General features: G+C 68.3%; 21 protein-coding genes. 5 read left to right on the top strand and 16 right to left on the bottom strand.

The genetic code is table 11. The features are described 5' to 3' along the window. Positions 1-21 precede the first annotated feature (21 nt). The gene (locus ACESK8_RS15460; protein ID WP_372969422.1) at positions 22-861 is read right to left on the bottom strand and encodes an endonuclease domain-containing protein; all 840 of its coding nucleotides are present in this window, start codon (positions 859-861) and stop codon (positions 22-24) included. 302 nt (positions 862-1163) lie between these two features. Between ACESK8_RS15460 and ACESK8_RS15455 the strand changes: the two genes are divergently transcribed. Further along, complete coding sequence (locus ACESK8_RS15455; protein WP_372969421.1) at positions 1164-1814, top strand: pentapeptide repeat-containing protein; 651 nt, start codon at positions 1164-1166, stop codon at positions 1812-1814. Here the strand turns inward: ACESK8_RS15455 and ACESK8_RS15450 are convergent. The 4 genes from ACESK8_RS15450 to ACESK8_RS15435 form a co-directional block, all read right to left on the bottom strand. Beyond that, positions 1804-3312, bottom strand: coding sequence for an ATP-binding cassette domain-containing protein (locus tag ACESK8_RS15450; protein ID WP_372969420.1), 1509 nt, complete (start codon positions 3310-3312; stop codon positions 1804-1806). The genes ACESK8_RS15455 and ACESK8_RS15450 overlap by 11 nt on opposite strands. Continuing rightward, positions 3309-4121, bottom strand: a complete 813-nt coding sequence (locus tag ACESK8_RS15445; RefSeq protein WP_372969419.1) for an ABC transporter permease — start codon at positions 4119-4121, stop codon at positions 3309-3311. The genes ACESK8_RS15450 and ACESK8_RS15445 overlap by 4 nt, the downstream gene beginning before the upstream one ends. Further along, entirely contained in the window at positions 4118-5059 is a 942-nt protein-coding gene (locus ACESK8_RS15440) for an ABC transporter permease (protein WP_372969418.1), read from the bottom strand. Before ACESK8_RS15440 ends, ACESK8_RS15445 begins: the two co-directional genes overlap by 4 nt. A 103-nt stretch (positions 5060-5162) precedes the next feature. Beyond that, positions 5163-6773 carry an ABC transporter substrate-binding protein gene (locus ACESK8_RS15435; protein ID WP_372969417.1) on the bottom strand — a complete coding sequence of 537 codons (1611 nt, stop codon included), beginning with the start codon at positions 6771-6773 and terminating at the stop codon, positions 5163-5165. 169 nt (positions 6774-6942) lie between these two features. Between ACESK8_RS15435 and valS the strand changes: the two genes are divergently transcribed. Together valS and ACESK8_RS15425 are read left to right on the top strand one after the other, a co-directional pair. Next, entirely contained in the window at positions 6943-9552 is a 2610-nt protein-coding gene (valS, locus tag ACESK8_RS15430) for a valine--tRNA ligase (RefSeq protein ID WP_372969416.1), read from the top strand. After that, on the top strand, positions 9552-9767 hold the full coding sequence (locus ACESK8_RS15425) for a hypothetical protein (protein ID WP_372969415.1): 216 nt from the start codon (positions 9552-9554) through the stop codon (positions 9765-9767). The genes valS and ACESK8_RS15425 overlap by 1 nt, the downstream gene beginning before the upstream one ends. 56 nt (positions 9768-9823) lie before the next feature. On the opposite strand, the gene ACESK8_RS15420 is transcribed toward ACESK8_RS15425, so the two are convergent. The 4 genes from ACESK8_RS15420 to tdh all read right to left on the bottom strand — a co-directional run bounded on the left by ACESK8_RS15420 (position 9824) and on the right by tdh (position 12942). Beyond that, positions 9824-10042, bottom strand: a complete 219-nt coding sequence (locus tag ACESK8_RS15420) for a hypothetical protein (protein ID WP_372969414.1) — start codon at positions 10040-10042, stop codon at positions 9824-9826. 5 nt (positions 10043-10047) lie between these two features. Continuing rightward, positions 10048-10653, bottom strand: a complete 606-nt coding sequence (locus ACESK8_RS15415; RefSeq protein WP_372969413.1) for an ArsR/SmtB family transcription factor — start codon at positions 10651-10653, stop codon at positions 10048-10050. Positions 10654-10720: 67 nt separating this feature from the next. After that, positions 10721-11899 (bottom strand): glycine C-acetyltransferase, encoded by a 1179-nt coding sequence (locus ACESK8_RS15410; protein ID WP_372969412.1) that lies wholly within the window; start codon positions 11897-11899, stop codon positions 10721-10723. Continuing rightward, positions 11899-12942, bottom strand: a complete 1044-nt coding sequence (gene tdh, locus ACESK8_RS15405; protein ID WP_372969411.1) for an L-threonine 3-dehydrogenase — start codon at positions 12940-12942, stop codon at positions 11899-11901. Before tdh ends, ACESK8_RS15410 begins: the two co-directional genes overlap by 1 nt. Positions 12943-13023: 81 nt before the next feature. On the opposite strand from tdh, the gene ACESK8_RS15400 reads away from it, so the two are divergent. Then, the gene (locus ACESK8_RS15400; RefSeq protein ID WP_372969410.1) at positions 13024-13932 is read left to right on the top strand and encodes a LysR family transcriptional regulator; all 909 of its coding nucleotides are present in this window, start codon (positions 13024-13026) and stop codon (positions 13930-13932) included. Next, positions 13929-15980, top strand: coding sequence for a M3 family metallopeptidase (locus ACESK8_RS15395; RefSeq protein ID WP_372969409.1), 2052 nt, complete (start codon positions 13929-13931; stop codon positions 15978-15980). The genes ACESK8_RS15400 and ACESK8_RS15395 overlap by 4 nt, the downstream gene beginning before the upstream one ends. Positions 15981-16029: 49 nt before the next feature. Here ACESK8_RS15395 and clpX read toward each other — a convergent pair whose 3' ends face one another. From clpX to ACESK8_RS15360, 7 genes are all read right to left on the bottom strand, one after another. After that, a complete protein-coding gene (gene clpX, locus ACESK8_RS15390) occupies positions 16030-17298 on the bottom strand; it encodes an ATP-dependent Clp protease ATP-binding subunit ClpX (RefSeq protein WP_372969408.1) in 1269 nt (422 codons plus the stop codon). A gap of 163 nt (positions 17299-17461) precedes the next feature. Beyond that, a complete protein-coding gene (locus ACESK8_RS15385; RefSeq protein WP_372969407.1) occupies positions 17462-18331 on the bottom strand; it encodes an aldehyde dehydrogenase family protein in 870 nt (289 codons plus the stop codon). Then, positions 18328-19770, bottom strand: a complete 1443-nt coding sequence (locus ACESK8_RS15380; RefSeq protein ID WP_372969406.1) for an aldehyde dehydrogenase family protein — start codon at positions 19768-19770, stop codon at positions 18328-18330. The genes ACESK8_RS15385 and ACESK8_RS15380 overlap by 4 nt, the downstream gene beginning before the upstream one ends. A 10-nt stretch (positions 19771-19780) precedes the next feature. Further along, complete coding sequence (deoC, locus tag ACESK8_RS15375) at positions 19781-20782, bottom strand: deoxyribose-phosphate aldolase (protein WP_372969405.1); 1002 nt, start codon at positions 20780-20782, stop codon at positions 19781-19783. Next, positions 20779-21714 (bottom strand): sugar-binding transcriptional regulator, encoded by a 936-nt coding sequence (locus ACESK8_RS15370; protein WP_372969404.1) that lies wholly within the window; start codon positions 21712-21714, stop codon positions 20779-20781. The genes deoC and ACESK8_RS15370 overlap by 4 nt, the downstream gene beginning before the upstream one ends. A gap of 153 nt (positions 21715-21867) precedes the next feature. Continuing rightward, positions 21868-22509, bottom strand: a complete 642-nt coding sequence (locus ACESK8_RS15365) for an ATP-dependent Clp protease proteolytic subunit (protein ID WP_060926457.1) — start codon at positions 22507-22509, stop codon at positions 21868-21870. Positions 22510-22529: 20 nt separating this feature from the next. Continuing rightward, positions 22530-23126, bottom strand: a complete 597-nt coding sequence (locus ACESK8_RS15360) for an ATP-dependent Clp protease proteolytic subunit (RefSeq protein ID WP_060926458.1) — start codon at positions 23124-23126, stop codon at positions 22530-22532. Positions 23127-23203 lie beyond the last annotated feature (77 nt).

Raw genomic sequence — 23203 nt, 5'->3', positions numbered from 1 at the left:
ACGGCCTTGTCTGGCGCACGGTCATGTTGCACGGTGAAGCCCCTGGGCGACCGCCCGCATGATGAGGTCCTGCACGAGCGGCCAGTCGAACATGATCTGCGTGTACGACACCCGCATCACGTGATAGCCCATCAGCCGCAGTTCCGCATCGTGTCGGATGTCTTCGGAGCGCTGCGCGCCGACATGGTGTGCGCCGTCGATCTGGATGACGAGCCGATCGCCCAGGAGCGTGTCCACCCGGTGACCCGCGATCCAGATCTGAACCCGGATCGACAGCCTCAACCATCGCAGGCGTGCTCGAAGATACGTCTCCAGTCCCGCATCCGAGAAGGGGACCGCGTGCTCGAGGACCCGCCGAGCGGCCGGCTTCCACGCGTACCCCCGGAGCGCTTCGAGCGTGACCAGCGACCTGCTCAGTGCGGACTCCCACGTCGCGAGCGCGCGTTCGAACGGCTCGCACTCCGCGATGTACGCGAGCACATTCTCGATGGGGTCGATGAGAGCATCCGGATGCCGGGGAACGATCGGTCTCCCCCTGTGCACCCGAGCCTCGAACGGGATCCGCACGGCAGCATTGTGGGGAACGGCGAAGTGCGGCGGGCCCCCGTGATCGTGCACCCAGAGGCCGAGCAGGCCCGCTTGAGTGCGGCAGGTCAGAACGACACCGAGCCTGGCGGCGGTCACCACCGTCTTCTCGGCGCCCTTCGCTGCGAGCCACCCGCGGCGGGGACGAGTGAGGAGTCCGCTTCGCTGGGCCGTCTCCACAACTCGTCGCGAGAAGCCGTTCTCGGCGACGACGACGCTGCGCACCACGCCTCCACGATCCGTGAGCAGGCTGATCAGCTCGTCGACGGTCTTCATCTGCTCAGTCTCCGGATCGGCAGGGTCGACACCCGTGTTCGCGCGCACATGACGCGAAACCGGTGGAGAGCTGCCCCTGGCAGCCATCCGTGCAGGAACCGTGGGCCGTACGCCTCGGAAGTCCTCTTGCACCTCCGCAGTCAGGTTCCGGGCCGTGCGGACTTGCCAGGTGCACACGGACTCGCCAGGCGCACACGGACTCGCCAGGCGCACACGGACTCGCCAGGCGCACACGGACTTGCCAGGCGCACACGGACTCGCGAGGGGCGGGGACTGTCGGATCCACCCCCTACCCTCGAAGCATGGCCCGCTCCTCCGACGTGCCCGCGGCTCCGCGGGTCTCTCCGCCCGACCTCCCTCCCGTGCTCACGCCCGCCTCGGCCCGACGGAGCGCAGACCTGCTCGCGGCGAGCCTCGACCTCGACGGGGCGATCGACCTCGCCTACGCATCGCTCGAGCAGTGCACCGTCGCGGCGGACGCCGACACGGTCGACCTCACCGGCGGCACCCTCATCGACGTCGACCTCGCCGGAGCACGGATCGCCTCATTGCGGATGCGGGATGCGAGCCTCCGGCGCGTGCGGATCAGCGGAGGTCGCATCGGGACACTCGATCTGAGCAGCGCCCGCATCGACGAGCTCGAGCTCACAGACGTGCGGATCGACTACCTCAACCTGGGCGGAGCCAAGGCGACGGATGTCGAGATCGGCGCCTGCACGATCCGCACCCTCGATATACCCCAGGCCGAGCTCACCCGCGTCCGCTTCACCGACACCCGCTCCGACGAAGTCGACCCCCGGGGCCTGCGTGCGACCCACGTCGACCTGCGCGGTCTCGACGCGGCGGCGTTCCTCGACGCGAACAGCCTCCGCGGCACGACGCTGAGCAGCTTCCAGGTGCAGCAGCTCGCTCCGGTGCTGGCGGCGGGCATCGGCATCCTCGTCAAGGACTGACGGGGCGGCTCGCCTCCAGCAGCTCTCGGGTGAACGGATGCTGCGGGTCCGCGAACACCTGCGACACCGACCCCTGCTCGACGATCACGCCGTCCTGCATGACGAGGACGTCGTCGGCCACGGCCCCCACGACATCGAGGTCGTGCGAGACGAAGACCATCGTCAGCCGCCGCTGCTCCTGCAGACGCTGCAGCAGACGCAGCACCCGTTCGCGCACCGACGGATCGAGCGCCGACACCGGCTCGTCGAGCACAAGGACCTCCGGCTCGGCGGCCAGCGCTCTGGCGATCGCCGCACGCTGGCGCTGTCCGCCGGAGAGCGCGATCGGCCGACGGGCCGCGAGCGAGGGGTCGAGGTCGACCTCGGCGAGCAGTTCCCTCACACGCGCGGCCCGCCGGCTCCGCGGAACTCCGCCGGCCGCGAGCGCCTCGCGCAGCGACCGTCCGATCGTCCATCGCGGATCGAACGCGCCGAGCGGATTCTGGTGCACGAACTGCACCCGGCGCTCCCCCGCCCAGCTCAGCGTCCCGGCATCGGGCGTCTCGATCCCGATCAGCATCCGCGCGAGGGTCGTCTTGCCCGATCCCGACTCCCCCACGATGCCGAGCGTACGGCCCTCCGTCACCTCGAACGACGCGGTGCGGACGGCATCGATGTCGCCGAACGTCCTGGTCAGCCCTGTCGCGAGCAGCAGGGGCGGCGCGGAGGTCGTCGGTGCAGGGCGAGGCTCGTGGACGGTCGCCGCGATGAGCTGACGCGTGTACTCGTGCTGCGGCGCGTCGAGCACGTCGGCCACCGGACCGGACTCGAGCACGACCCCGTCTCGCATGACCAGCACACGGTCGGCCAGCCGTCGCACGGCGGCGAAGTCATGGCTGACGAACACGACGGCGGTGCCGGCATCCGCGATGTCGCGCAGCAGCCGGAGGATCCGGGCCTGCACGGTCGCGTCGAGGGCTGTGGTGGGTTCATCCGCGACGAGTACGGCCGGGTCGGCGGCGATCGCGGAGGCGATCAGCGCCCGCTGGCGGAGGCCCCCGGAGAGCTCGTGCGGATACTGGCGCGCTCGTCGTTCCGGTTCGGGCATCCACACGCGCTGGAGCAGCTGTCCGACGCGTGCGCGCAGCGCGGCCCGTCCTGCTGCGAGCCGGTGGATCCGCAGCGGCTCGGCGATCTCGGTCCCGATGCGCTGGAGCGGATCGAGGGACACCAGGGCGTCCTGCGACACGAGCCCGATCCGGGCCCCGCGCACGGCCCGCCAACCGCGCTCGCTGAGCCGAGCGACATCCGTCCCGTCGACGACGAGTCGGTCGACGTGGACCCGTGCACCGTCGGGGGTCAGACCGAGCAGCGCTCGGGCGGTGAGCGTCTTCCCCGCCCCCGATTCGCCGACGATGGCCACGCATTCGCCGCGTTCCACGGTGAGAGAGACCCCGTCGACGACTCGCGCCGCCCCGAAATCGATGCGCAGCCCCTGCAGCTCGATCGCGGCCGTCACGTCGTGCGCCCTTCGGCACGAGCGCGCAGGATTCGGCCGACGATCGTGGCGGAGATCACCGTGAGGGTGATCGCGAGGCCGGGGAACACCGCGATCCACCAGGCCTGCCCGAGCACGTTGCGACCTCCTGCGAGCATGAGGCCCCACTCCGGGGTGGGCTCGGAGGGTCCGAGGCCGAGGAAGCTGAGTCCGGCGGCGGCGAGGATGCTCGAGCCGATCCCGATCGTCGCCAGCACGCTCAGCGACCCGAGCACCCCCGGCACCACGTGACGGAGGAAGGCGGGCACGGGCCGCACTCCGAGGATGCGGGCGGCCTCGACATGCTCGGCGCTGCGCAGGGTGCGCGTCTGCACGCGAGCGAGGCGGATGTAGACCGGAACGGCGGCGAGTGTGACGGCGATCGCGATGTTCACGGGCCCCGGCCCGAGGAGCGCGACGACGACGAGCGCGACCAGGAACTCGGGGAATGCCATCAGGACGTCGTTCACCCTCATCAGGGTGGCGTCGACCGCGCGCGGCGCGAGACCGGCGAGCGCCCCGACCAGCAGCCCGCCTGCGAGCGCGACGCCGGTGGCGAGCAGACCGATGCCGATCGATCGGCCTGCGCCGTGCACGACCCGGGAGTACACGTCGCGGCCGCTCTGGTCGGTGCCGAACGGGTGGTCCGCGCCGGGCGGCAGCAGCGCTGCGCGCACGTCGGTCTGGAGGGGATCGTGCGTGGCGAGGAGCCCAGGGAACGCCGCCGCGCAGGCGAGCACCGCCAGCACGGCGATCGCGCAAGACAGCAGCACCGTCTGCGCGCGCGTCATCGCGGCCCTCCCCTGGTCACGCGCAGGCGCGGATCGATCAGCGGATGCAGCAGCTCGACGATCAGGTTCACGACGACGAACACCATGGCGCTGAGCAGGATGATGCCGGTGATCACGGGCAGATCGCGGTTGCTGATCGCCGCGAGGGTGACGCGACCGAGTCCCGACCGTGCGAAGACGGTCTCGACGAGCACGGCGCCGCCGAGCACCGAACCGGTCAGGTAGGCGGCCAGGGTGACGGCGTTCGCGGCCCCATGCCGCAGACCGTGCCGCACGGTGAACCACGACCCGCCGGCGCCGCGCGCGCGGACGGTGTCGGCGAACGGCATCCGCTCGGCCTGGCCGAGACCGTCGCGCAGCACCTGGCTGAGCAGCGCGGCCACGGGCAGCGCGAGCGTGATGGCGGGAAGCACGATGGTCGCGGGGTTCCGGGCTCCGGAGACCGGAAACCACCCGAGCCCGAACGCGAACACGCTGAGCAGGATCAGGCCGATCCAGAACACCGGCGACGACAGGATGACGAGCTCGACGGCCGCGGCGACCGTGCGACCGGTGCGGCCGCGCACGAGGACGGCGACGGCGAGCGCGAGCACCACGGCGATCACGAGCGCCAGCGCGGACAGCTGCAGCGTGGCGCCGAGCTGACGACCGATCACCTCGGTCACCGGCATCCGCAGCTGATAGGACTCGCCGAGATCTCCCCTCGCGAGCTGGGCGATGAACGAGCCGTACTGTTCCAGCGGCGGCCGGTCGAGCCCGAGTTCCGCTCGGATGCCGTCCTTGACCTCTTCGCTGACCTGGGCCTGCGGGCCGAGCATCACGGACACCGGGTCGCCGGGAATCAGCCGGAAGGCCAGGAACACGAGCGTCGCCGCGCCCCACAGGACGACCACGACGGAGGCCGCGAGGCCGGCGATGCGGATCAGCACTGCCTTCACCGGTGGCGACCTCTCGACGATTCCCGAGCGCCCTTCGGAACCCGGCGCTCGCTCACGAACGATACCGCAGCGCTGTTCCGACGGCCGATGGAGGGTTCCGGCGTCAGCCCACGCTCACGTCGTAGAAGAGCGGCCGACCGTACAGGTCGTACGTGAGCCCGTCGACCCGGTCTCCGACGGCCGTGATCGCCGACGGGCTGTAGAGCGGCACGATCGCCGTGTACTCGGCGTTCCACTCCTGCAGCTGCGTGTAGATGTCGTCGCGCTCCGCCTGATCGTTCGAGGCGACAGCCTGCTCGAGCAGCGCGTCGATCTCGGGGTCCGTCACCTGCGAGGCGTTCTGGAACCCCTCGGTGTGCAGGTGCGCGCGCAGGAAGTCGGCGTCGACCCCGGAGAAGCCCCAGTCGGTCAGGTCGAAGGTCTTGGGACCGTACTGCTCGTTGTACGCACCGGGCTCGAGCTCCTCGCGGACCACCTCGAATCCGATCCCCTTGAGGTCGGACTGGATGGCGTTGGCGAGGGCGGCACGGTCCTCAGGAATCGGCGTCCACGCGATCCAGCGGGCCGAGAGACGCTGACCGTCCTTCATCCGGATGCCGTCGCTGTCGCGCTCCGTCCATCCGGCCTCGTCCAGGAGAGCGTTGGCTGCATCCTGATCGAAGGGCCAGCTGTCCTCGAGGGAGGCGTCGTACCCCGGCGTCGTGGAGCCCAGGACGCTCCACGCCCGCGGGAACTGTCCGAAGAAGATCTCCTCGACGGCCGCGTCGACGTCGATCCCTCGGGCGAAGGCCTGTCGCACCTTCTCGTCTGCGAAGACGCCGTTCTTCTCGTTGAGGTAGAGCGAGTAGGGCAGGCCGGGGTACTCGATCGAGTCGACCGTGATCCCGTCGCCGAGGTCCCCGGCCAGGTTCGGCGGGATGTTGCTGGCGAGATCGGCCTCACCGCTCTCGATGACACCGGTGCGCACCGACGCCTCGGGCTGGATCTCGACGCGCAGCGTCTCGATCTGAGGAGCCTTCTCGCCGTGCGGCCCCCAGGCATAGTCGTCGTTGCGCGTGTACACGAGCTCCTGATCGGGCGTGTACTCCGTGAGCACGAACGGACCGGTGCCCACCGTGACGTCGGGGCCGCCGGCCTTCAGCTGATCGGCCGACTCCGCGAGCACCGCCGGGGAGTAGAAGCCGAGCTGGGGCGTGCTCGCCGCCTGCAGGAAGGGCGCGTACGGCTGGGTGAACTTCACCGTGACGGTGAACTCGTCGACGACCTCGGTGCCCTCGTAGAAATCGGCGCCGAGCATCGCCGCCGCCTGCGCGGACTCGGTCGCGGGGTCGACGATGCGGTCGAAGTTCGCCTTGACGGCCTCCGCGTCGAAGGGCTCGCCGTCGGTGAAGGTGACGTCGTCGCGCAGCGTGAACGTGTACTCGGTGCTGTCGTCCGAGATCTCCCACTCCGTCGCCAGCCACGGGCTGAAGCTGCCGTCCTCCTCCTGGAAGACGAGCGAGTCGAGCACCGCACGCTGCACCATGCCCGAGACGTCGAGCTGGCTCACCTGAGGATCCATGTGCCCGGCCGAGAGGTTCGCTCCCTCGATCGACCAGACGAGTTCGCCGCCCTCCGACTCCGACGAGGGCCCCGCGCAGGCGCTGAGCGCCAGCGCGGACGCCGCTGCGAGCGCAGCGAGAGGAAGCAGACGGCGGGTGGTGCGTGCGGGCATGGCGATTCCTCGAGAGAACGGGTCGGGATACGACAAGTCTAGGGCCGATTCTTGGACTGAGTCGATCTGCGACCGCATCCGTCCGACCTCGCCCTCGGTACACTGGAGGGAACACCCACACTCAGGCACGCTCACACAGTGCCGCATACATCGCTCGAGGAGATCCTTCATGGCCGCGTCCGCACACTCTCAGATTCCTGACAAGCCCGTGCTCGAAGGCCTCGAAGCGAAGTGGGGCGAGGCATGGTCGGAGCAGGGCACGTACCTGTTCGACCGCATCCGCGCCGCGCAGTCGGGCCGTGACGGCGTGTACTCGATCGACACTCCCCCGCCGACGGCGTCGGGAAGCCTCCACATCGGTCACGTGTTCTCGTACACGCACACCGACGTCAAGGCCCGATTCGAGCGCATGCGCGGAAAGAACGTGTTCTATCCGATGGGCTGGGACGACAACGGCCTGCCCACCGAGCGCCGCGTGCAGAACTACTACGGCGTGCGATGCGACCCGTCGCTGCCGTACCAGGCCGACTTCACGCCGCCGTTCGAGGGCGGCGACAACAAGTCGAGCCGCGCTGCCGACCAGCAGCCGATCAGCCGCCGCAACTTCATCGAGCTCTGCGAGCGCCTGACCATCGAGGACGAGAAGCAGTTCGAGGCCCTGTTCCGCCAGCTCGGCCTCTCCGTCGACTGGACCCAGACCTACCGGACGATCTCGGACGACACGATCCACCAGAGCCAACTCGCCTTCCTGCGCAACCTCGAGCGCGGAGAGGCATACCAGTCGCTCGCGCCGACCCTGTGGGACGTCGACTTCCGCTCCGCCATCGCGCAGGCCGAGCTCGAGGACCGCGATCAGCAGGCCGCGTACCACACGATCGACTTCCCCTTCGCGGACGGCTCGGGCTCGATCACGATCGAGACCACCCGCCCCGAGCTCCTTCCCGCATGCGTCGCGATCGTGACCCACCCGGAGGGGCCCCACAAGCACCTCATCGGCACGAAGGTGCGCACGCCGTTCTTCGGCGCCGAGATCGAGATCCACGGCCACCACCTCGCCCAGCCCGACAAGGGCACGGGCGCGGCGATGGTCTGCACCTTCGGCGATGTGACCGACATCATCTGGTGGCGCGAGCTGCGTTCGACCGAGGGCGGCGACCTGCCGAACATGACGACCATCGGCCTCGACGGACGCTTCCTGCCCACCGCGCCGTCGATCGTCTCGGATCAGGCGGCGGTCGATTGGTACGCCGCAGAACTGGCGGGCAAGACGGTGTTCTCCGCCCGCAAGGCGATCGTCGAGAAGCTGCAGGAGACCGGCGACATGACCGCCGTCGGCAAGCCGTTCAACCACGCGGTGAAGTTCTTCGAGAAGGGCGACCGTCCCCTCGAGATCGTCTCGACCCGGCAGTGGTACATCCGCAACGGCGCCCGTGATGCGAAGCTCCGCGACGAGCTGCTCGCGCACGGCTCCGAGCTCGCCTGGCACCCCGACTTCATGCGCGTCCGCTACGAGAACTGGGTCGGCGGCCTCACGGGCGACTGGCTCGTGTCGCGTCAGCGTTTCTTCGGTGTACCGATCCCGCTCTGGTACGCGCTCGACGAGAACGGCGAGCGCGACTACGACAGGGTTCTCACGCCCGATCACGCCAGTCTGCCGATCGACCCGACGACCGACGTGCCCGCCGGCTACACCGAGGAGCAGCGCGGCGCGGCCGGGGGCTTCGTGGCCGAGGCCGACATCCTCGACACCTGGGCCACGTCATCCCTGACACCTCAGCTCGCCGGCGGATGGCAGCGCGACGAGGAGCTGTGGGAGCTCACGGCTCCGTTCGACCTGCGTCCCCAGGGTCAGGACATCATCCGCACCTGGCTCTTCTCGACCATGCTGCGCTCGACTCTCGAGGACGGCCGCACGCCCTGGCGCAACGCCGCCATCTCCGGCTTCATCGTCGACCCCGACCGCAAGAAGATGTCGAAGTCGAAGGGGAACGTCGTCACCCCGGCCGACATCCTCGAGACCCACGGCTCGGATGCGGTGCGCTACTGGGCCGCCTCCAGCCGCCTGGGCATGGATGCTGCCTTCGACCCCCAGAACCCGACCCAGGTGAAGATCGGCCGTCGCCTCGCGATCAAGGTGCTCAACGCGGCGAAGTTCGTGCTGTCGTTCCCGGTCCCCGAGGGCGCGCAGGTGACGCACGCCCTGGATGCATCGATGCTCACAGCCCTGGACGCCGTGATCGTCGAGGCCACGAGGGCGTTCGAGAACTACGACCAGGCCAAGGCGCTCGAAGTGACCGAGGCGTTCTTCTGGACGTTCTGCGACGACTACCTCGAGCTCGTGAAGGAGCGCGCCTACAACCAGAACGATGTGGGACAGGCCTCGGCCGCGCTCGCACTGCGCCTCGCGCTGTCGACACTGCTTCGTCTCCTGGCGCCCATCATCTCCTTCGCGACCGAGGAGGTGTGGTCGTGGTTCGAAGAGGGATCCGTCCACACCGCCGCATGGCCGGAGCCTCTCGGCATCGACGGCGACACCGCGGTGCTGTCGGCCGCGAGCGAGGCGCTGATCGGCATCCGCCGCGCCAAGACGGAGGCGAAGGCCTCGCAGAAGACGCCGGTCTCCCGCGCAGCGATCGCTGCCCCCGCGACGAAGCTCGACGCGCTGCGCGCGGCAGCTGACGACCTCAGGGCCGTGGGGCGTATCGACGAGCTCGAGTTCACCGAGGCCGAGGCGTTCGCGGTCACCGCGATCGAGCTCGCCCCGGTCGAGGGCGCCTGATGCAGCTGGGCACGCGGTGGGCGGCGGGGTCCGAGCCGCCCGCCTCGGTTCCCGCGGCGCTGCGTCCGGCGATCGCCGAGGTGGAGTCGCGCGGCCTGACCGGGCATTGGACGCTCACCTGGCTCGAGGGGCGCGCGATCGCGGAGCTCGACGCCGGCTGGGAGGTCGTGCAGACCGCCGGCGGAGAAGTGGTCGCCCGCCCCTTCGAGGACTGACGCCGCCCTTCGAGTCGGACGCAACCACGCGCTGCCGCACCGACGCTGACCGCGCGTCAGCGTCGAGGCAGACCGAGCTGCGCGAGGGCGTGATCGACGGCCGTCGGGTCATGGCGCCGGGTCTGCTGCTCGCGCAGAAGATCCAGGGTGATCTCCCTGCGTCGTGCACGGTGCGCGATGCGCCTCTCGACGTGCCGTGAGAGCGTGCGCGCGAGGCGCTGGAGCAGCCGCTCGAATGCGGTGGGCCCGACGAGTCGAAGCGTTGCGGTGGTCACTGTCATCACTCCTCGGGGTTCGTGCGGCGGGTGCGCGCGGCAGGAAGGTCGAAGATCTCGGCGCGCAGGGTCACGCGCCGCGTTCCGGCGGCATTCTCCTGGCCGCGATACCGTTCGATCGCCGCCTCGACGACAGCGCTGAGCTCGCCGGCGAGCTCGGTCATCTGCGGGGCAGTCAGATCGAGCATCGTGGTCATCACGAGTCCGGAGTCGCGCCATTCCTCGGGTTCGTCCGCCGTCGATCGGTTCATGTAGTCCATCAGCGTCTGATGCCGCAGGCGGAAGAACTCCGAGGTCACGATCTGTGCGGCCGCGCGATTCGACGGCGACTGCTGCTCGTCGGGCCCCGGCAGGTTGATCCGGCCCTTCGGGCGCTCCCACCACCGCTCCCGTGCGGTGCCGCGTCCGGTGACCTCCCTGATGAGGTCGTGCGCGGCCAACGCTCGCAGGTGATAGCTGGTCGCCCCCGACGTCTCCCCGATCAGAGCGGCGAGACTGCTGGCCGTCTGGGGTCCCCGCTCGCTCAGGAGATCGTAGATGCGCACCCGAAGCGGGTGGGCCAGCGCTTTCAGAGAGCCGGAGTCGAGAGTGCGTCCCTCATCAGTGGTCATGAATACAAAGATACCTCTGCAAAGGTTTCTTTGCAAGCGTTTCTTTGCATTGCTGCGTGCATGCGCGTCAGATCATGGCATCCCGCGCCGCGACGAACGCCTGGATGCACCGCTCGATCTGCTCCGGGCTGTGCGCGGCGGACAGCTGCACCCGGATCCGAGCCGCACCTCGAGGCACGACGGGAAAGCTGAACGCGGTCACATAGACCCCTTGCGCCTGCATCTCCTTCGCGATCCGCGCCGTCAGCGCGGCATCGCCGAACATGACGGGGACGATCGGATGCTGTCCGGGCAGCAGATCGAAGCCCTCAGCCGTCATCCGCTCACGGAACAGCGCCGCGTTGTCCCTCAGGCGCGCCCGCAGGTCCGCCGAGCTCTCGACCAGATCGAGCGCCGTCAGGGTGCCGGCCACGATTGCGGGGGCGAGGGTGTTCGAGAACAGATACGGTCGCGACCGCTGCCTCAGCAGGGCGACGATGTCGCGGTGCGAGGCGACGTAGCCGCCCGAGGCTCCACCCAGCGCCTTGCCGAACGTGCCGGTGTAGATGTCCACCCGATCGGCGACGCCGCAGAACTCGGGGGTTCCTCGCCCGTTGTCGCCGACGAATCCTACGGCGTGCGAGTCGTCGACGAACACCAGGGCATCGTACCTGTCGGCCAGGTCGCAGATCTCCGCGAGCGGGGCGATGTAGCCGTCCATCGAGAAGACGCCGTCGGTGACGATCACCCGGAACCTCGCATCGGACGCCGCCTGCAGCTGGGCCTCGAGATCCGCCATGTCACGGTTGCGGTATCGCAGTCTGCGGGCCTTCGACAGACGGATGCCGTCGATGATCGACGCGTGATTGAGCTCGTCCGAGATGATGGCGTCGTCCGCGCTGAAGAGCGTCTCGAACACTCCCCCGTTCGCGTCGAAGCACGACGAGTACAGGATGGAGTCATCCGTGCCCAGGAAGTCGGCGAGGCGGCGCTCCAGCTCGAGGTGCTGCTCCTGGGTGCCGCAGATGAAGCGGACGCTCGCGAGCCCGTATCCCCACTCCTGCAACGCGGCCGTCGCGGCGTCCACGATCCGAGGGTCGTCTGCGAGCCCGAGGTAGTTGTTGGCGCAGAAGTTCAGCACCTCAGCGCCGTCTGCGGTGATCAGGGCGCTCTGCGCACCGCGGATGCCGCGTTCGTGCTTGGTGAGGCCTGCCGCGTCGATCTCTGCGAGTTGGCCCGCCACATGATTCTGAAAAGTCCCGTACATCACAGCTCCGTCCAGTCGAGGATGATCTTTCCCGTGCCAGCGGACTCCGCGGCGGCGAAGCCCTGCTCCCAGTCCCTGGCGGGGATCACGTCGGCGATCACCCGTCCGATCGAATCGCGAAGGGTGGCACTGGTCTGCAGCATCGCGCCCATCGCATTCCAGGTCTCGAACATCTCCCGTCCGTAGATGCCCTTGATCGTGAGCATGTGAGTGACGAGCTTGCCCCAGTCGATCTCGAATCCCGCACTCGGCAGGCCGAGCATGGCGATGCGGCCGCCGTGGTTCATGTTCTCGATCATGGCGGGCAGAGCGGCGGGAGCGCCGCTCATCTCGAAGCCGATGTCGAACCCCTCACGCAGGCCGAGGCACCGCTGTGCATCACGGATGTCGCGAACCGACACGTCGACGGCCTCGTCGGCACCCATCAGACGGGCCATCTCGAGGCGAGGCGCGCTGACATCCGTCGCTGCGATGAAACGGGCACCGGCATGCCTGGCGACCGCGATCGCCATGAGGCCGATCGGACCGCATCCTGTCACGAGCACGTCCTCACCGACGAGCGGGAACGTGAGCGCGGTGTGCACCGCGTTGCCGAGCGGATCGAAGATCGCTCCGAGCTCCGGAGCGACATCGGCGTGATGGACCCAGACGTTCGTCGCCGGTAGGGCGAGGTACTCCGCGAACGCGCCGTCGCGCTGCAGGCCGAGCCCGATGGTCCTGATGCACATCTGCCGGCGTCCGGCTCGACAGTTGCGACAGGTGCCGCAGACGATGTGCCCCTCGCCGGAGACGCGATCCCCGACAGCGATGTCATGGACGAGGGGTCCGACCTCCACGACCTCGCCGTAGAACTCGTGGCCCGGAATGAGCGGGGCGTCGATCGCGGACGCGGCCCAGTCGTCCCACCGACGGATGTGCAAGTCGGTGCCGCAGATCCCGGTACGCATCACGCGGATCACGACCTCATCGGCCGCGGCGGTCGGCTCCGGGCGGTCGACGAGCTCGAGACCGGCTGCGCGTTCGGCTTTGAACAGTGCCTTCATACGTCGATTCCACCGCACCGGACCATGTAGAACCACCGGCAGTGTCTGCATGAACCATGTAGCAAACGCTAATTTGTTGGAATGGAACTACACCAACTGCAGATGCTCAGAGAGCTCGGGGCGCTCGGTAGCGTCACCGCCGTCGCGGAGGCGCTGCGCGTCACTCCGTCCGCGGTGTCGCAGCATCTCGCCGCCTTGCAGCGCGATTTCCACACACCTCTCACCCGCAAGGACGGCCGCCGCCTCACATTGACCGCTGCGGGCGAAGTTCTCGCGACCGCAGGCGCCGAAGCGATCGACGCGATGGCCGCCGCCCGCAGCTCGCTCGATGACTTCGAGAACGCCAGCACCGGCGTGGTGACGATCAGCGGATTCCACAGCGTCGGGCAGGCGCTGTTCGGGTCCCTGATCCGTGAGCTCGACGATTCACCCGCAGCACCCACCGTGCAGCTCACCGACGAGGATGTGGCGCAGAGCGAGTTCCCTGCGCTCACCGCTCGCTACGACCTCGTGCTCGCGCATCGCATGGAGCATTCACCGCCCTGGCCGACCGACGGGGTGCGCAGCCTCGCGCTCGTGCGAGAGCCCCTCGACGTCGCCGTCGCCGCCTCGCATCCGCTCGCCGCTCGCGGGCAGGTGACGTCCTTCGATGTCGTCGACAGCCCCTGGGTCACCAGTCGCATCGGCTACTCCCCTGACGACGTGCTGCGCGCCGTGTCGGCCGTCGCCGGACGCCCCGTCGAGATCCGCCACCGCATCAATGACTACGGCGCGGTCGCGGCCGTCGTCGCCGCAGGCGGGGTACTCGGAATGCTGCCTCGCTATACGTCCCGCACTGTCGACGACCGCGACATCGTGCGGCTTCCGCTGCGAGGAGTGAGCACACACCGAATGATCGATGTGCTCGCCCGGCCCGAGAACCTGAGGCGGCAGTCGGTACGCCTGGTGGTCGAGGCCCTGCAGCGGGTGATGGCTAGGCTCAGAGGATGACCGACGTCGCGAATCCTCTGCTTCAGCCGTCCACGCTCCCCTACGGTCTTCCCGACTTCGCCGCCATCAGACCTGAGCACTACCCACCGGCGTTCCAGGCCGCGTTCGACGAGCACCTCCGAGAGATCGCTCGGATCACGATGGTGCGCTCGATGCCCACCTTCGAGAACACGATCGAGGCGCTGGAACGCTCAGGAGAGCTGCTCGACCGTGTCGCGCACGCGTTCTACACCGTCACCTCAGCCGATGCGACACCGGAGATCCAGGAGATCGACGAACAGCTCGCTCCCCTCATGGCGGCTCATCAGGATGCCATCGCTCTCGACGGCGCGCTGTATTGGCGCGTCCAGCAGGTGCACGCGCACCTCGACGATCTCGAGCTCGATGGTGAGCAGCGGTATCTGGTCGAACGGCACCACCGCGAGATGACCCACGCGGGTGCGGCCCTCGACGACGAGGCGAAGAGCAGACTCACCGCCCTGAACCAGCAGCTCTCGACTCTGAACAACACCTTCGAGCGCAACCTGCTGAACGACACGAACGACCTCGCCGTGGTGTTCGACTCGCCCGCCGAGCTCGCCGGCCTCAGCAGCGGAGAGCTCTCCGCAGCGGCTCGCGCGGCGGCGGATCGCGGCCTCGACGGACGCTTCGTCATCTCCCTGCCGCTGTTCACCGGGCACCCGTACCTGGCGCAGCTGCGCGACCGCGAGTCGCGGCGCCGCATCATGACGGCCTCGCAGTCGCGCGCTGCCCGCAGCAACGCGAACGACAATCGTCCTGTGCTCGCGGAGATCGTGCGCCTCCGCGCCGAGCGCGCGGCTCTGCTCGGCTATGCCTCGCATGCCGCGTACGTGACGGCGGACGAGACAGCCGGCACCCCGGACGCGGTCGAGCGGATGCTGCGCGATCTCGCGGCCCCATCTGCGCGCAACGCGCGAGCGGAGAGGGAAGCCCTGCAGGCGATCGTCGACGAGACCGAGGCGACCCCCTTCACGATCGAGGCGCACGACTGGGCGTTCTACACGGAGAAGGTGCGCACCGCCCGATATGCGATCGACACGAGCGCGCTCCGCCCGTGGTTCGAGGCCGAGCGGGTGCTGCAGGACGGCGTCTTCTTCGCAGCGACGAAACTCTACGGGGTGACCTTCGCAGAGCGCCGGGACCTCCGCGCCTACCACCCGGGCGCGCGGGTGTTCGAAGTGCGCGACGCCGACGGGAGCGCGGTCGGACTGTACGTCCTCGACCTGTACACCCGTGATTCGAAGCGCGGCGGCGCATGGATGAACCCGATCGTGAGCCAATCGCGCCTGCGCGGAACGCTCCCGGTGGTCGTCAACAACCTGAACGTGCCGCTGCCCGGTGACGGGGAGCCGACGCTGCTCACCCTCGACGAGGTGACCACGCTCTTCCACGAGTTCGGCCACGCTCTGCACGGACTCTTCGCCGTCGTCACGTACCCGCACTTCGCGGGAACGAACGTCTTCCGCGACTTCGTGGAGTTCCCCAGCCAGGTGAACGAGATGTGGATCCTGTGGCCTGAGGTGCTCGACAACTACGCGCGGCACCATGAGACAGGCGAACCGCTCGACCCTGCGATCGTCGAACGACTGCGCGCGACGGAGACGTTCAACCAGGGCCATGACACGAGCGAGTACCTCGCAGCCGCCTGGCTGGACCAGGCATGGCATCGCGTGAGCACGCAGACAGAGATCCTCGACGTGGCCGAGTTCGAGGCTGCCGCCCTCGCCGACATCGGGCTCGACGATCCCGTCATGCCGACCCGCTACTCGTCGACCTACTTCGCGCACGTCTTCTCAGGCGGATACAGCGCCGGCTACTACTCCTACATCTGGAGTGAGGTACTCGACGCGGACACGGTCGACTGGTTCCGCGAGAACGGCGGACTCACCCGCGAGAACGGCGACCGGTTCCGTTCCCGTCTCCTCGGCGTCGGAGGGTCCAAGGATCCGCTCGACGCCTACCGCGACTTCCGGGGACGGGATGCCGAGATCGCGCCGCTCCTGAAGCGGCGAGGGCTCGAGGCCTGAGCCCGGCCCGCGTCTCCCTCGGTGCCGACGGGCGCCGAGGGAGCGGAACTCACGCGCTCTTGCGCTTGCGCTCCATCACGATCGTCGGCGGAGCACCCTCGTCGACGGCCGCCTGAGTGACGATCACCTTGGCGACATCCTCGGCGGACGGGATCTCGAACATGATCGGTCCGAGCACGTCTTCGAGGATCGCGCGAAGGCCGCGGGCGCCGGTCTTGCGTTCGACCGCGAGGTCGGCGATGGACCGCAGCGCATTCTCTTCGAACTCGAGCTGGACCCCGTCGAGTTCGAACATGCGCTGGTACTGCTTGACCAGCGCATTGCGGGGTCCGGTGAGGATGTCGATGAGGGCGTCCTGGTCGAGCGGAGAGACCGAGGTCACCACGGGCAGACGGCCGATGAACTCGGGGATGAGACCGAACTTGTGCAGGTCCTCCGGGAGTACCTCGCTGAAGAGGTCGAGGTCCTTGCCCTTGTCGTGCAGCGGCGCACCGAAGCCGATGCCGTGCTTGCCGACGCGCGCGGAGACGATGTCCTCGAGTCCCGCGAACGCACCGGCGACGATGAAGAGCACGTTGGAGGTGTCGATCTGCAGGAACTCCTGGTGCGGATGCTTGCGACCGCCCTGCGGGGGCACGGATGCGACCGTTCCCTCGATGATCTTCAGCAGCGCCTGCTGCACGCCCTCGCCGGAGACATCGCGGGTGATCGAGGGGTTCTCCGCCTTGCGGGCGATCTTGTCGACCTCGTCGATGTAGATGATGCCCTGCTCGGCGCGCTTGACGTCGTAGTCCGCGGCCTGGATGAGCTTGAGCAGGATGTTCTCGACATCCTCGCCGACGTACCCGGCCTCGGTGAGCGCCGTCGCGTCCGCGACAGCGAACGGCACGTTGAGCTTCTTCGCGAGGGTCTGGGCGAGATAGGTCTTGCCGCATCCGGTCGGCCCGATGAGCAGGATGTTGCTCTTGGCGATCTCGACGCTCTCGGCCTTCTGCTCGGCGGTCTGAAGCGTGCCGTGCGCGCGGATCCGCTTGTAGTGGTTGTACACCGCGACAGCGAGCGCCTTCTTGGCAGGCTCCTGCCCGACGACGTACTCCTCGAGGAACGAGAAGATCTCCCGCGGCTTGGGGAGCTCGAAGTCCGCCGTGCCCTCCGCAGAGGACTCTGCCATCCGCTCCTCGATGATCTCGTTGCACAGCTCGACGCATTCGTCGCAGATGTACACACCGGGGCCAGCGATGAGCTGCTGCACCTGCTTCTGGCTCTTTCCGCAGAACGAGCACTTGAACAGGTCAGCGCTTTCACCGATACGGGCCATGCGCGTCCTCCTAGGGGGATCCAGAGATCGTCTACTGAGCCTAACCGCTGCATCCGACACCGGGACGCATTGGCGCGGCACCGCATATCTCGAGTCCATATCGACTCGCACGAGAAAGGCCCGCCCCTCGCGATGCGCGGGGCGGGCCTGTCGATGACGGGTCTCAGACCATGGACTTGGTGTGCCAGACGGTCTTGACCTCGGTGAACGCTCCGATGCGCTCCGGCGATGCGGTGACGGCGCCTGGTGCCAGCACGCGCTTGAGCGTCTCGGCGGCAGCGATCTGCATGTCGATCCACTCGAGATCCCCGGCACCGGCCAGGTCGAGCGCGTTGACGTCCTGGTGCGAGGCGAGCCAGGGCGCCATCTCGGCGGGCGACCCGGTGAGCACGTTGACGACGCCCCCGGGGACATCGCTCGTCGCGAGCACCTCGGCGAGGCTGATGGCCGACAGCGGGAACCGCTCGCTCGCGATCACCACGACCGTGTTGCCTGCGACGAGCACAGGAGCCACGACCGAGACGAGTCCGAGCAGCGCGGAGTCCTGCGGTGCGACGATCGCGACGACACCGGTCGGCTCCGGCACCGAGATGTTGAAGTACGGACCCGAGACCGGGTTCGCGTTGCCCGCGACCTGTGCGTACTTGTCGCACCAGCCCGCGTACCAGACCCAGAGGTCGATGGCCTCGTCGACCTGCGCGGCGGCGGCGGACGCCGAGACGCCCTCCTGCGCCGTGATCTCGTCGATGAACTGCGCCCGACGCCCCTCGAGGACCTCGGCGACACGGTAGAGCACCTGTCCGCGGTTGTAAGCGGTCGCTCCCGACCACCCCTTCACGGCGGCGCGGGCGGCGACGACGGCATCCCGGGCGTCCTTGCGGGAACCCTTCGCCGCGTTCGCGAGGAACGCCCCCTTCGCCGACAGCACTTCGTAGGTGCGTCCGGACTCGCTGCGCGGGAACGCGCCGCCGATGGCGAGCTTGTACGTCTTCGGAACGCTGAGTCGGTCATTGGCACCGAATCGCTTGGTCATGCGGACGCCCCCTTCAGGTATGCGGTGAGGCCCTGACGTCCGCCTTCACGGCCGTATCCGGACTCCTTGTAGCCGCCGAACGGGCTCGACGGATCGAATCGGTTGAACGTGTTCGCCCAGATGACACCCGCGCGCAGACGGTCGGCGACCGCGAGGATACGCGAGCCCTTGTCCGACCAGATACCGGCGGAGAGGCCGTACGGGGTGTTGTTCGCCTTGGCGATCGCCTCGGCGGGGGTACGGAACGTCAACACCGAGAGCACAGGTCCGAAGACCTCGTCGCGCGCGATGCGATGCGACGCCTCGACGCCGGTGAAGATCGTCGGTGCGAACCAGAAGCCCTTGTCGGGGATCGCGCAGTCCGCGGTCCACCGCTCGGCGCCCTCGGCCTCGCCGATGTCGCTGAGCTCCCGGATGCGCGCGAGCTGCGCGGCCGAGTTGATCGCCCCGATGTCGGTGTTCTTGTCGAGCGGATCGCCGAGGCGCAGCGTCGACAGGCGACTCTTCAGGCGATCGATGACCTCGTCGTGGATCGACTCCTGCACGAGCAGTCGGCTTCCGGCGCAGCACACGTGTCCCTGGTTGAAGAAGATGCCGTTCACGATGCCCTCGACGGCCTGGTCGATCGGCGCGTCATCGAACACGATGTTCGCGGCCTTGCCGCCGAGCTCGAGCGTGACCTTCTTGTCGGTCCCCGCGACGGCCCGGGCGATGTCGCGGCCGACACCGGTCGACCCGGTGAAGGCGACCTTGTCGACGTCGGGGTGACGCACGAGCGTGGCGCCCGTCGAACCGGCACCCGTGATGATGTTGACGACACCGGCCGGCAGATCCGCCTGCTGCAGGATCTCCGCGAAGATCAACGCCGTCAGCGGCGTGGTCTCCGCCGGCTTCAGCACGACCGTGTTGCCGGCGGCCAGAGCGGGAGCGAGCTTCCACGCGAGCATCAGCAGCGGGAAGTTCCACGGGATGATCTGCCCGGCCACGCCGAGCGCCCGCGGGTCGGCGCCGAGTCCGGCGTAGTCGAGCTTGTCGGCCCACCCCGCGTAGTAGAAGAACCAGGAGGCGACGAGAGGCACGTCGACATCGCGGCTCTCCTTGATCGGCTTCCCATTGTCGAGGCTCTCGGCGACGGCGAGCTCGCGAGCCCGCTCCTGCACGAGACGTGCGATGCGGAAGAGGTACTTGCCGCGATCGCGGCCGCTCATCTTCGACCAAGTCTTCTCGTAGGCGCGACGTGCGGCGGCGACCGCACGGTCGACATCCGCGTCGCTCGCCGATGCGATCTCGGCGATGTGGCTCTCATCGGCCGGTGAGATCGTCGCGAAGCTCGACCCCGATCCGTCGACGAACTCACCGTCGATGAAGAGCCCGTAGCTGTCCTTGAGGTTGAGTACTGCCTTCGACTCCGGTGCCGGAGCGTATTCCAGGAATGACATATGCGGGCTCCTAGTCGATCGTGACGTAGTCGGGGCCGGAGTAGTGGCCGGTGGTGAGCTTCTGTCGCTGCAGGAGCACGTCGTTCAGCAGGCTCGAGGCGCCGAAACGGAACAGGTGCGGCTGGAGCCACTCCTCCCCCACGGTCTCGGCGACGGTGACGAGGTACTTGACAGCATCCTTGGAGGCGCGGATGCCGCCCGCCGGCTTCACGCCGATGCGCTCTCCCGTACCCCGGTGCCAGTCGCGCACGGTCTCGAGCATGAGGAGGGTCGTCGGCAATGTCGCTGCCGGCTGCACCTTGCCGGTCGACGTCTTGATGAAGTCGCCTCCGGCGAGGATGCCGAGCCACGATGCGCGCTTGATGTTGTCGTAGGTGTTGAGCTCACCGGTCTCGAGGATCACCTTGAGCGACGCGTACGAACCGTCGGCACGACGGCATGCCTCTTTCACCTGGGCGATCTGGTCGTACACGAGCCCGTAGCGACCGGAGAGGAACGCTCCGCGGTCGATGACCATGTCGATCTCGTCGGCGCCTGCCGCGACGGCCTCCGCCGTGTCGGCGAGTTTGATGGCCAGCGAAGAGCGACCGCTGGGGAACGCCGTGGCGACCGCCGCGACCGAGATCAGTCCGTCATCCGGGTCGCCGTGCAGCGCCCCGAGCGCCTCGACCGCGTCGCCGACCATGTCGCCATAGACGCAGACGGCGGCGACCCGAGGTGTCGACGGATCCGCGGCGTCCGGGTTCTTCGCCTTCGCGACGAGCGAGCGCACCTTGCCGGGGGTGTCCGAGCCTTCGAGGGTGGTGAGGTCGATCAGCTTGATGATCGTGTCGAGGGCCCAGGCCTTCGACGTGGTCTTGATCGAACGCGTGCCGAGTGCGGCCGCGCGCTGCTCGAGCCCGACGGCGTCGACGCCCGGGAGTCCGTGCAGGAACCGGCGGAGTGTGGCGTCATCCGGCTCACCGCCGAGAACGTCCACCGCCGATCTGCGGCTGAGTTCTTGGGTCGTCATCGTTCCTCCAACAATGCTCGTGCTGTGGTCTCATCTGTCACCAGAACGCTGCACAGGCCGCTGGTGACGACTGTGCGCGCGATGTCATGCTTGGCGTCACCGGCGGTGACGAAGATCGAGCGCTGGGCGGCGCGCAGACGGCCGAGCTCCACGCCCACCGTCCTCGCATCCAGCTGCGGGTCGACGATGTTGCCGTCCGCGTCGATGTAGCGTCCGAGGACGTCGCCGACAGCACCGCGACGGGCGAGCTCCTCGACATCGGATGCCGTGAGGTAGCCGTTCTCGACATGTGCCGAGGTCGCATCGCACGGTCCTGCCGTGAAAAGGAAGGCCTGCGCCTCCGCCGCCTCGACGAGGACGGCCGCGACGGTGCGGTCGGCCTCGATCGCCTGCTTGGTCTCGACCCGTTCGAGGATCGCCGGGCTGGGAAGCAGCGAGACGTGTCCGGATGCGCGCTGCGCGATCGTCACGGCGAGTCCGGCGGCTCCACCGGAGCGTCTGTTGAGGCTGACTCCTCCGTTGAGCTGGACCACCGTGACTCCGGTAGCCCACCCGTCCGGCAGCGCCTCCGCCACGGCGCGCAGCGTGCGACCCCAGCTGACCCCGAGGGTACGCGGCACCGGACGCATCGCGGTGAGGTAGTCGGCTGCCGCCTGCGCGACGCGCTCGAGCGTCCCGTCGTCACCGTCGGGCGAGGGGACGACCACGGCGGCGGTCAGTCCGTGCCGCTCGACGAGCTGACGCTCGAGGCCGAGCCGACGGGCCCGAGGGTGGACGATCTCGATCCGGACGATCCCGCGTTCGCGGGCCTGGGTCAGCAGTCGGCCGACCTTCCAGCGTGACAGCTTGAGGAGGGCGCCGATCTCGTCCTGCGTCTTGTCCTCGTCGTAGTACAGCTCCGCGACGCGGACCATGATCAGTTCTTCTTCCACGGCCTCCTCCTTCCTCGACCAGCTTACGTCCGCCGCACCGTTCGCGCATCATTCCGCTCATATGAGCACGTGGAGCCACAGCGGTCGCACATCCGCCGGAGACGACGAAAGGACGCCGACCCGAAGGTCGACGTCCTTTCCAGAGACCGGTGGTCAGACGCGCTTGCGCGAGGTGAGCACCTGGTCGACGATGCCGTAGTCCAGCGCCTCAGCGGCGGAGAGGATCTTGTCACGGTCGATGTCGCGGTTGACCTGCTCGACCGGCTTGCCGGTGTGGCGGGCCATCGCCTCTTCGAGCCAGGTGCGCATGCGGAGGATCTCCGCCGCCTGGATCTCGATGTCGGATGCCTGGCCGTGGCCCGCCTCCCCCATCGCCGGCTGGTGCATGAGCACGCGGGCGTTGGGCAGCGCGAGGCGCTTGCCGGGGTGTCCGGCCGCGAGCAGCACGGATGCCGCCGAAGCCGCCTGACCGAGCACGACGGTCTGGATCTGCGGCGCGACGTACTGCATCGTGTCGTAGATCGCCGTCATCGCGGTGAAGGATCCGCCGGGCGAGTTGATGTACATGGTGATGTCGCGCTCGGAGTCCTGGCTCTCCAGGACGAGGAGCTGGGCCATCACGTCATCGGCCGAGGCATCGTCGACCTGCACGCCGAGGAAGATCACGCGGTCTTCGAACAGCTTGTTGTACGGGTCCTGACGCTTGAAGCCGTACGCCGTGCGCTCCTCGAACTGCGGGAGCACGTAGCGGCTGGAGGGCAGGTCGCCGGCAGAGCGGAAGGTAGGTGTGTACATGAGAGTCCTTTCGCTTTCCGTTACTTGGTGTCCTGCTCGGTACCGCCGCCGCCGACGACGTCGGTGGCCGAATCGCGGATGTGGTCGACGAAGCCGTACTCGAGCGCCTCGTCGGCGGTGAACCAGCGGTCGCGGTCACCGTCGGCGTTGATCTGCTCGACCGACTTGCCGGTCTGCGCCGCGGTGATCTCCGCGAGGCGGTTCTTCATCGAGGTGATGAGCTGCGCCTGGGTCTGGATGTCGCTCGACGTCCCACCGAAGCCACCGTGCGGCTGGTGCAGCAGCACGCGGGCGTTCGGGGTGATGTACCGCTTGCCCTTCGTGCCTGCGGTCAGCAGCAGCTGACCCATCGATGCCGCCATGCCGATGCCGACGGTGACGATGTCGTTCGGGACGAACTGCATCGTGTCGTAGATCGCCATGCCGGCGGTGATCGATCCGCCGGGCGAGTTGATGTAGAGGTAGATGTCCTTGTCGGAGTCCTCAGCGGCGAGAAGGAGGATCTTCGCGCAGATCTCATTGGCGTTCTCGTCGCGCACCTCCGATCCCAGCCAGATGATGCGGTCCTTCAACAGCCTGTCGAAGACGCTCGTAGCGAGGAGGGGTTCTGCAGCCATGTCAGCTCCTGATTCCGTGTTTCAGTGATTCGAATCTACCGGCGACAACGCAGCGCTCAGGCCGTGTTCGCCGTCGG

It is taken from the genome of Microbacterium sp. (assembly GCF_041641055.1).
GTDB lineage: Bacteria > Actinomycetota > Actinomycetes > Actinomycetales > Microbacteriaceae > Microbacterium.
This window is presented reverse-complemented; position numbering and strand designations above follow the sequence as displayed.

What these genes read in the sequence shown, in the direction of transcription:
- ACESK8_RS15460 (WP_372969422.1), bottom strand. Translation starts at nt 861, where the DNA reads ATGAAGACCGTCGACGAGCTGATCAGCCTGCTCACGGATCGTGGAGGC.
- ACESK8_RS15455 (WP_372969421.1), top strand. Translation starts at nt 1,164, where the DNA reads ATGGCCCGCTCCTCCGACGTGCCCGCGGCTCCGCGGGTCTCTCCGCCC.
- ACESK8_RS15445 (WP_372969419.1), bottom strand. Translation starts at nt 4,121, where the DNA reads ATGACGCGCGCGCAGACGGTGCTGCTGTCTTGCGCGATCGCCGTGCTG.
- ACESK8_RS15435 (WP_372969417.1), bottom strand. Translation starts at nt 6,773, where the DNA reads ATGCCCGCACGCACCACCCGCCGTCTGCTTCCTCTCGCTGCGCTCGCA.
- valS (WP_372969416.1), top strand. Translation starts at nt 6,943, where the DNA reads ATGGCCGCGTCCGCACACTCTCAGATTCCTGACAAGCCCGTGCTCGAA.
- ACESK8_RS15425 (WP_372969415.1), top strand. Translation starts at nt 9,552, where the DNA reads ATGCAGCTGGGCACGCGGTGGGCGGCGGGGTCCGAGCCGCCCGCCTCG.
- ACESK8_RS15415 (WP_372969413.1), bottom strand. Translation starts at nt 10,653, where the DNA reads ATGACCACTGATGAGGGACGCACTCTCGACTCCGGCTCTCTGAAAGCG.
- ACESK8_RS15410 (WP_372969412.1), bottom strand. Translation starts at nt 11,899, where the DNA reads ATGTACGGGACTTTTCAGAATCATGTGGCGGGCCAACTCGCAGAGATC.
- tdh (WP_372969411.1), bottom strand. Translation starts at nt 12,942, where the DNA reads ATGAAGGCACTGTTCAAAGCCGAACGCGCAGCCGGTCTCGAGCTCGTC.
- ACESK8_RS15400 (WP_372969410.1), top strand. Translation starts at nt 13,024, where the DNA reads ATGGAACTACACCAACTGCAGATGCTCAGAGAGCTCGGGGCGCTCGGT.
- ACESK8_RS15395 (WP_372969409.1), top strand. Translation starts at nt 13,929, where the DNA reads ATGACCGACGTCGCGAATCCTCTGCTTCAGCCGTCCACGCTCCCCTAC.
- clpX (WP_372969408.1), bottom strand. Translation starts at nt 17,298, where the DNA reads ATGGCCCGTATCGGTGAAAGCGCTGACCTGTTCAAGTGCTCGTTCTGC.
- ACESK8_RS15385 (WP_372969407.1), bottom strand. Translation starts at nt 18,331, where the DNA reads ATGACCAAGCGATTCGGTGCCAATGACCGACTCAGCGTTCCGAAGACG.
- ACESK8_RS15380 (WP_372969406.1), bottom strand. Translation starts at nt 19,770, where the DNA reads ATGTCATTCCTGGAATACGCTCCGGCACCGGAGTCGAAGGCAGTACTC.
- deoC (WP_372969405.1), bottom strand. Translation starts at nt 20,782, where the DNA reads ATGACGACCCAAGAACTCAGCCGCAGATCGGCGGTGGACGTTCTCGGC.
- ACESK8_RS15365 (WP_060926457.1), bottom strand. Translation starts at nt 22,509, where the DNA reads ATGTACACACCTACCTTCCGCTCTGCCGGCGACCTGCCCTCCAGCCGC.
- ACESK8_RS15360 (WP_060926458.1), bottom strand. Translation starts at nt 23,126, where the DNA reads ATGGCTGCAGAACCCCTCCTCGCTACGAGCGTCTTCGACAGGCTGTTG.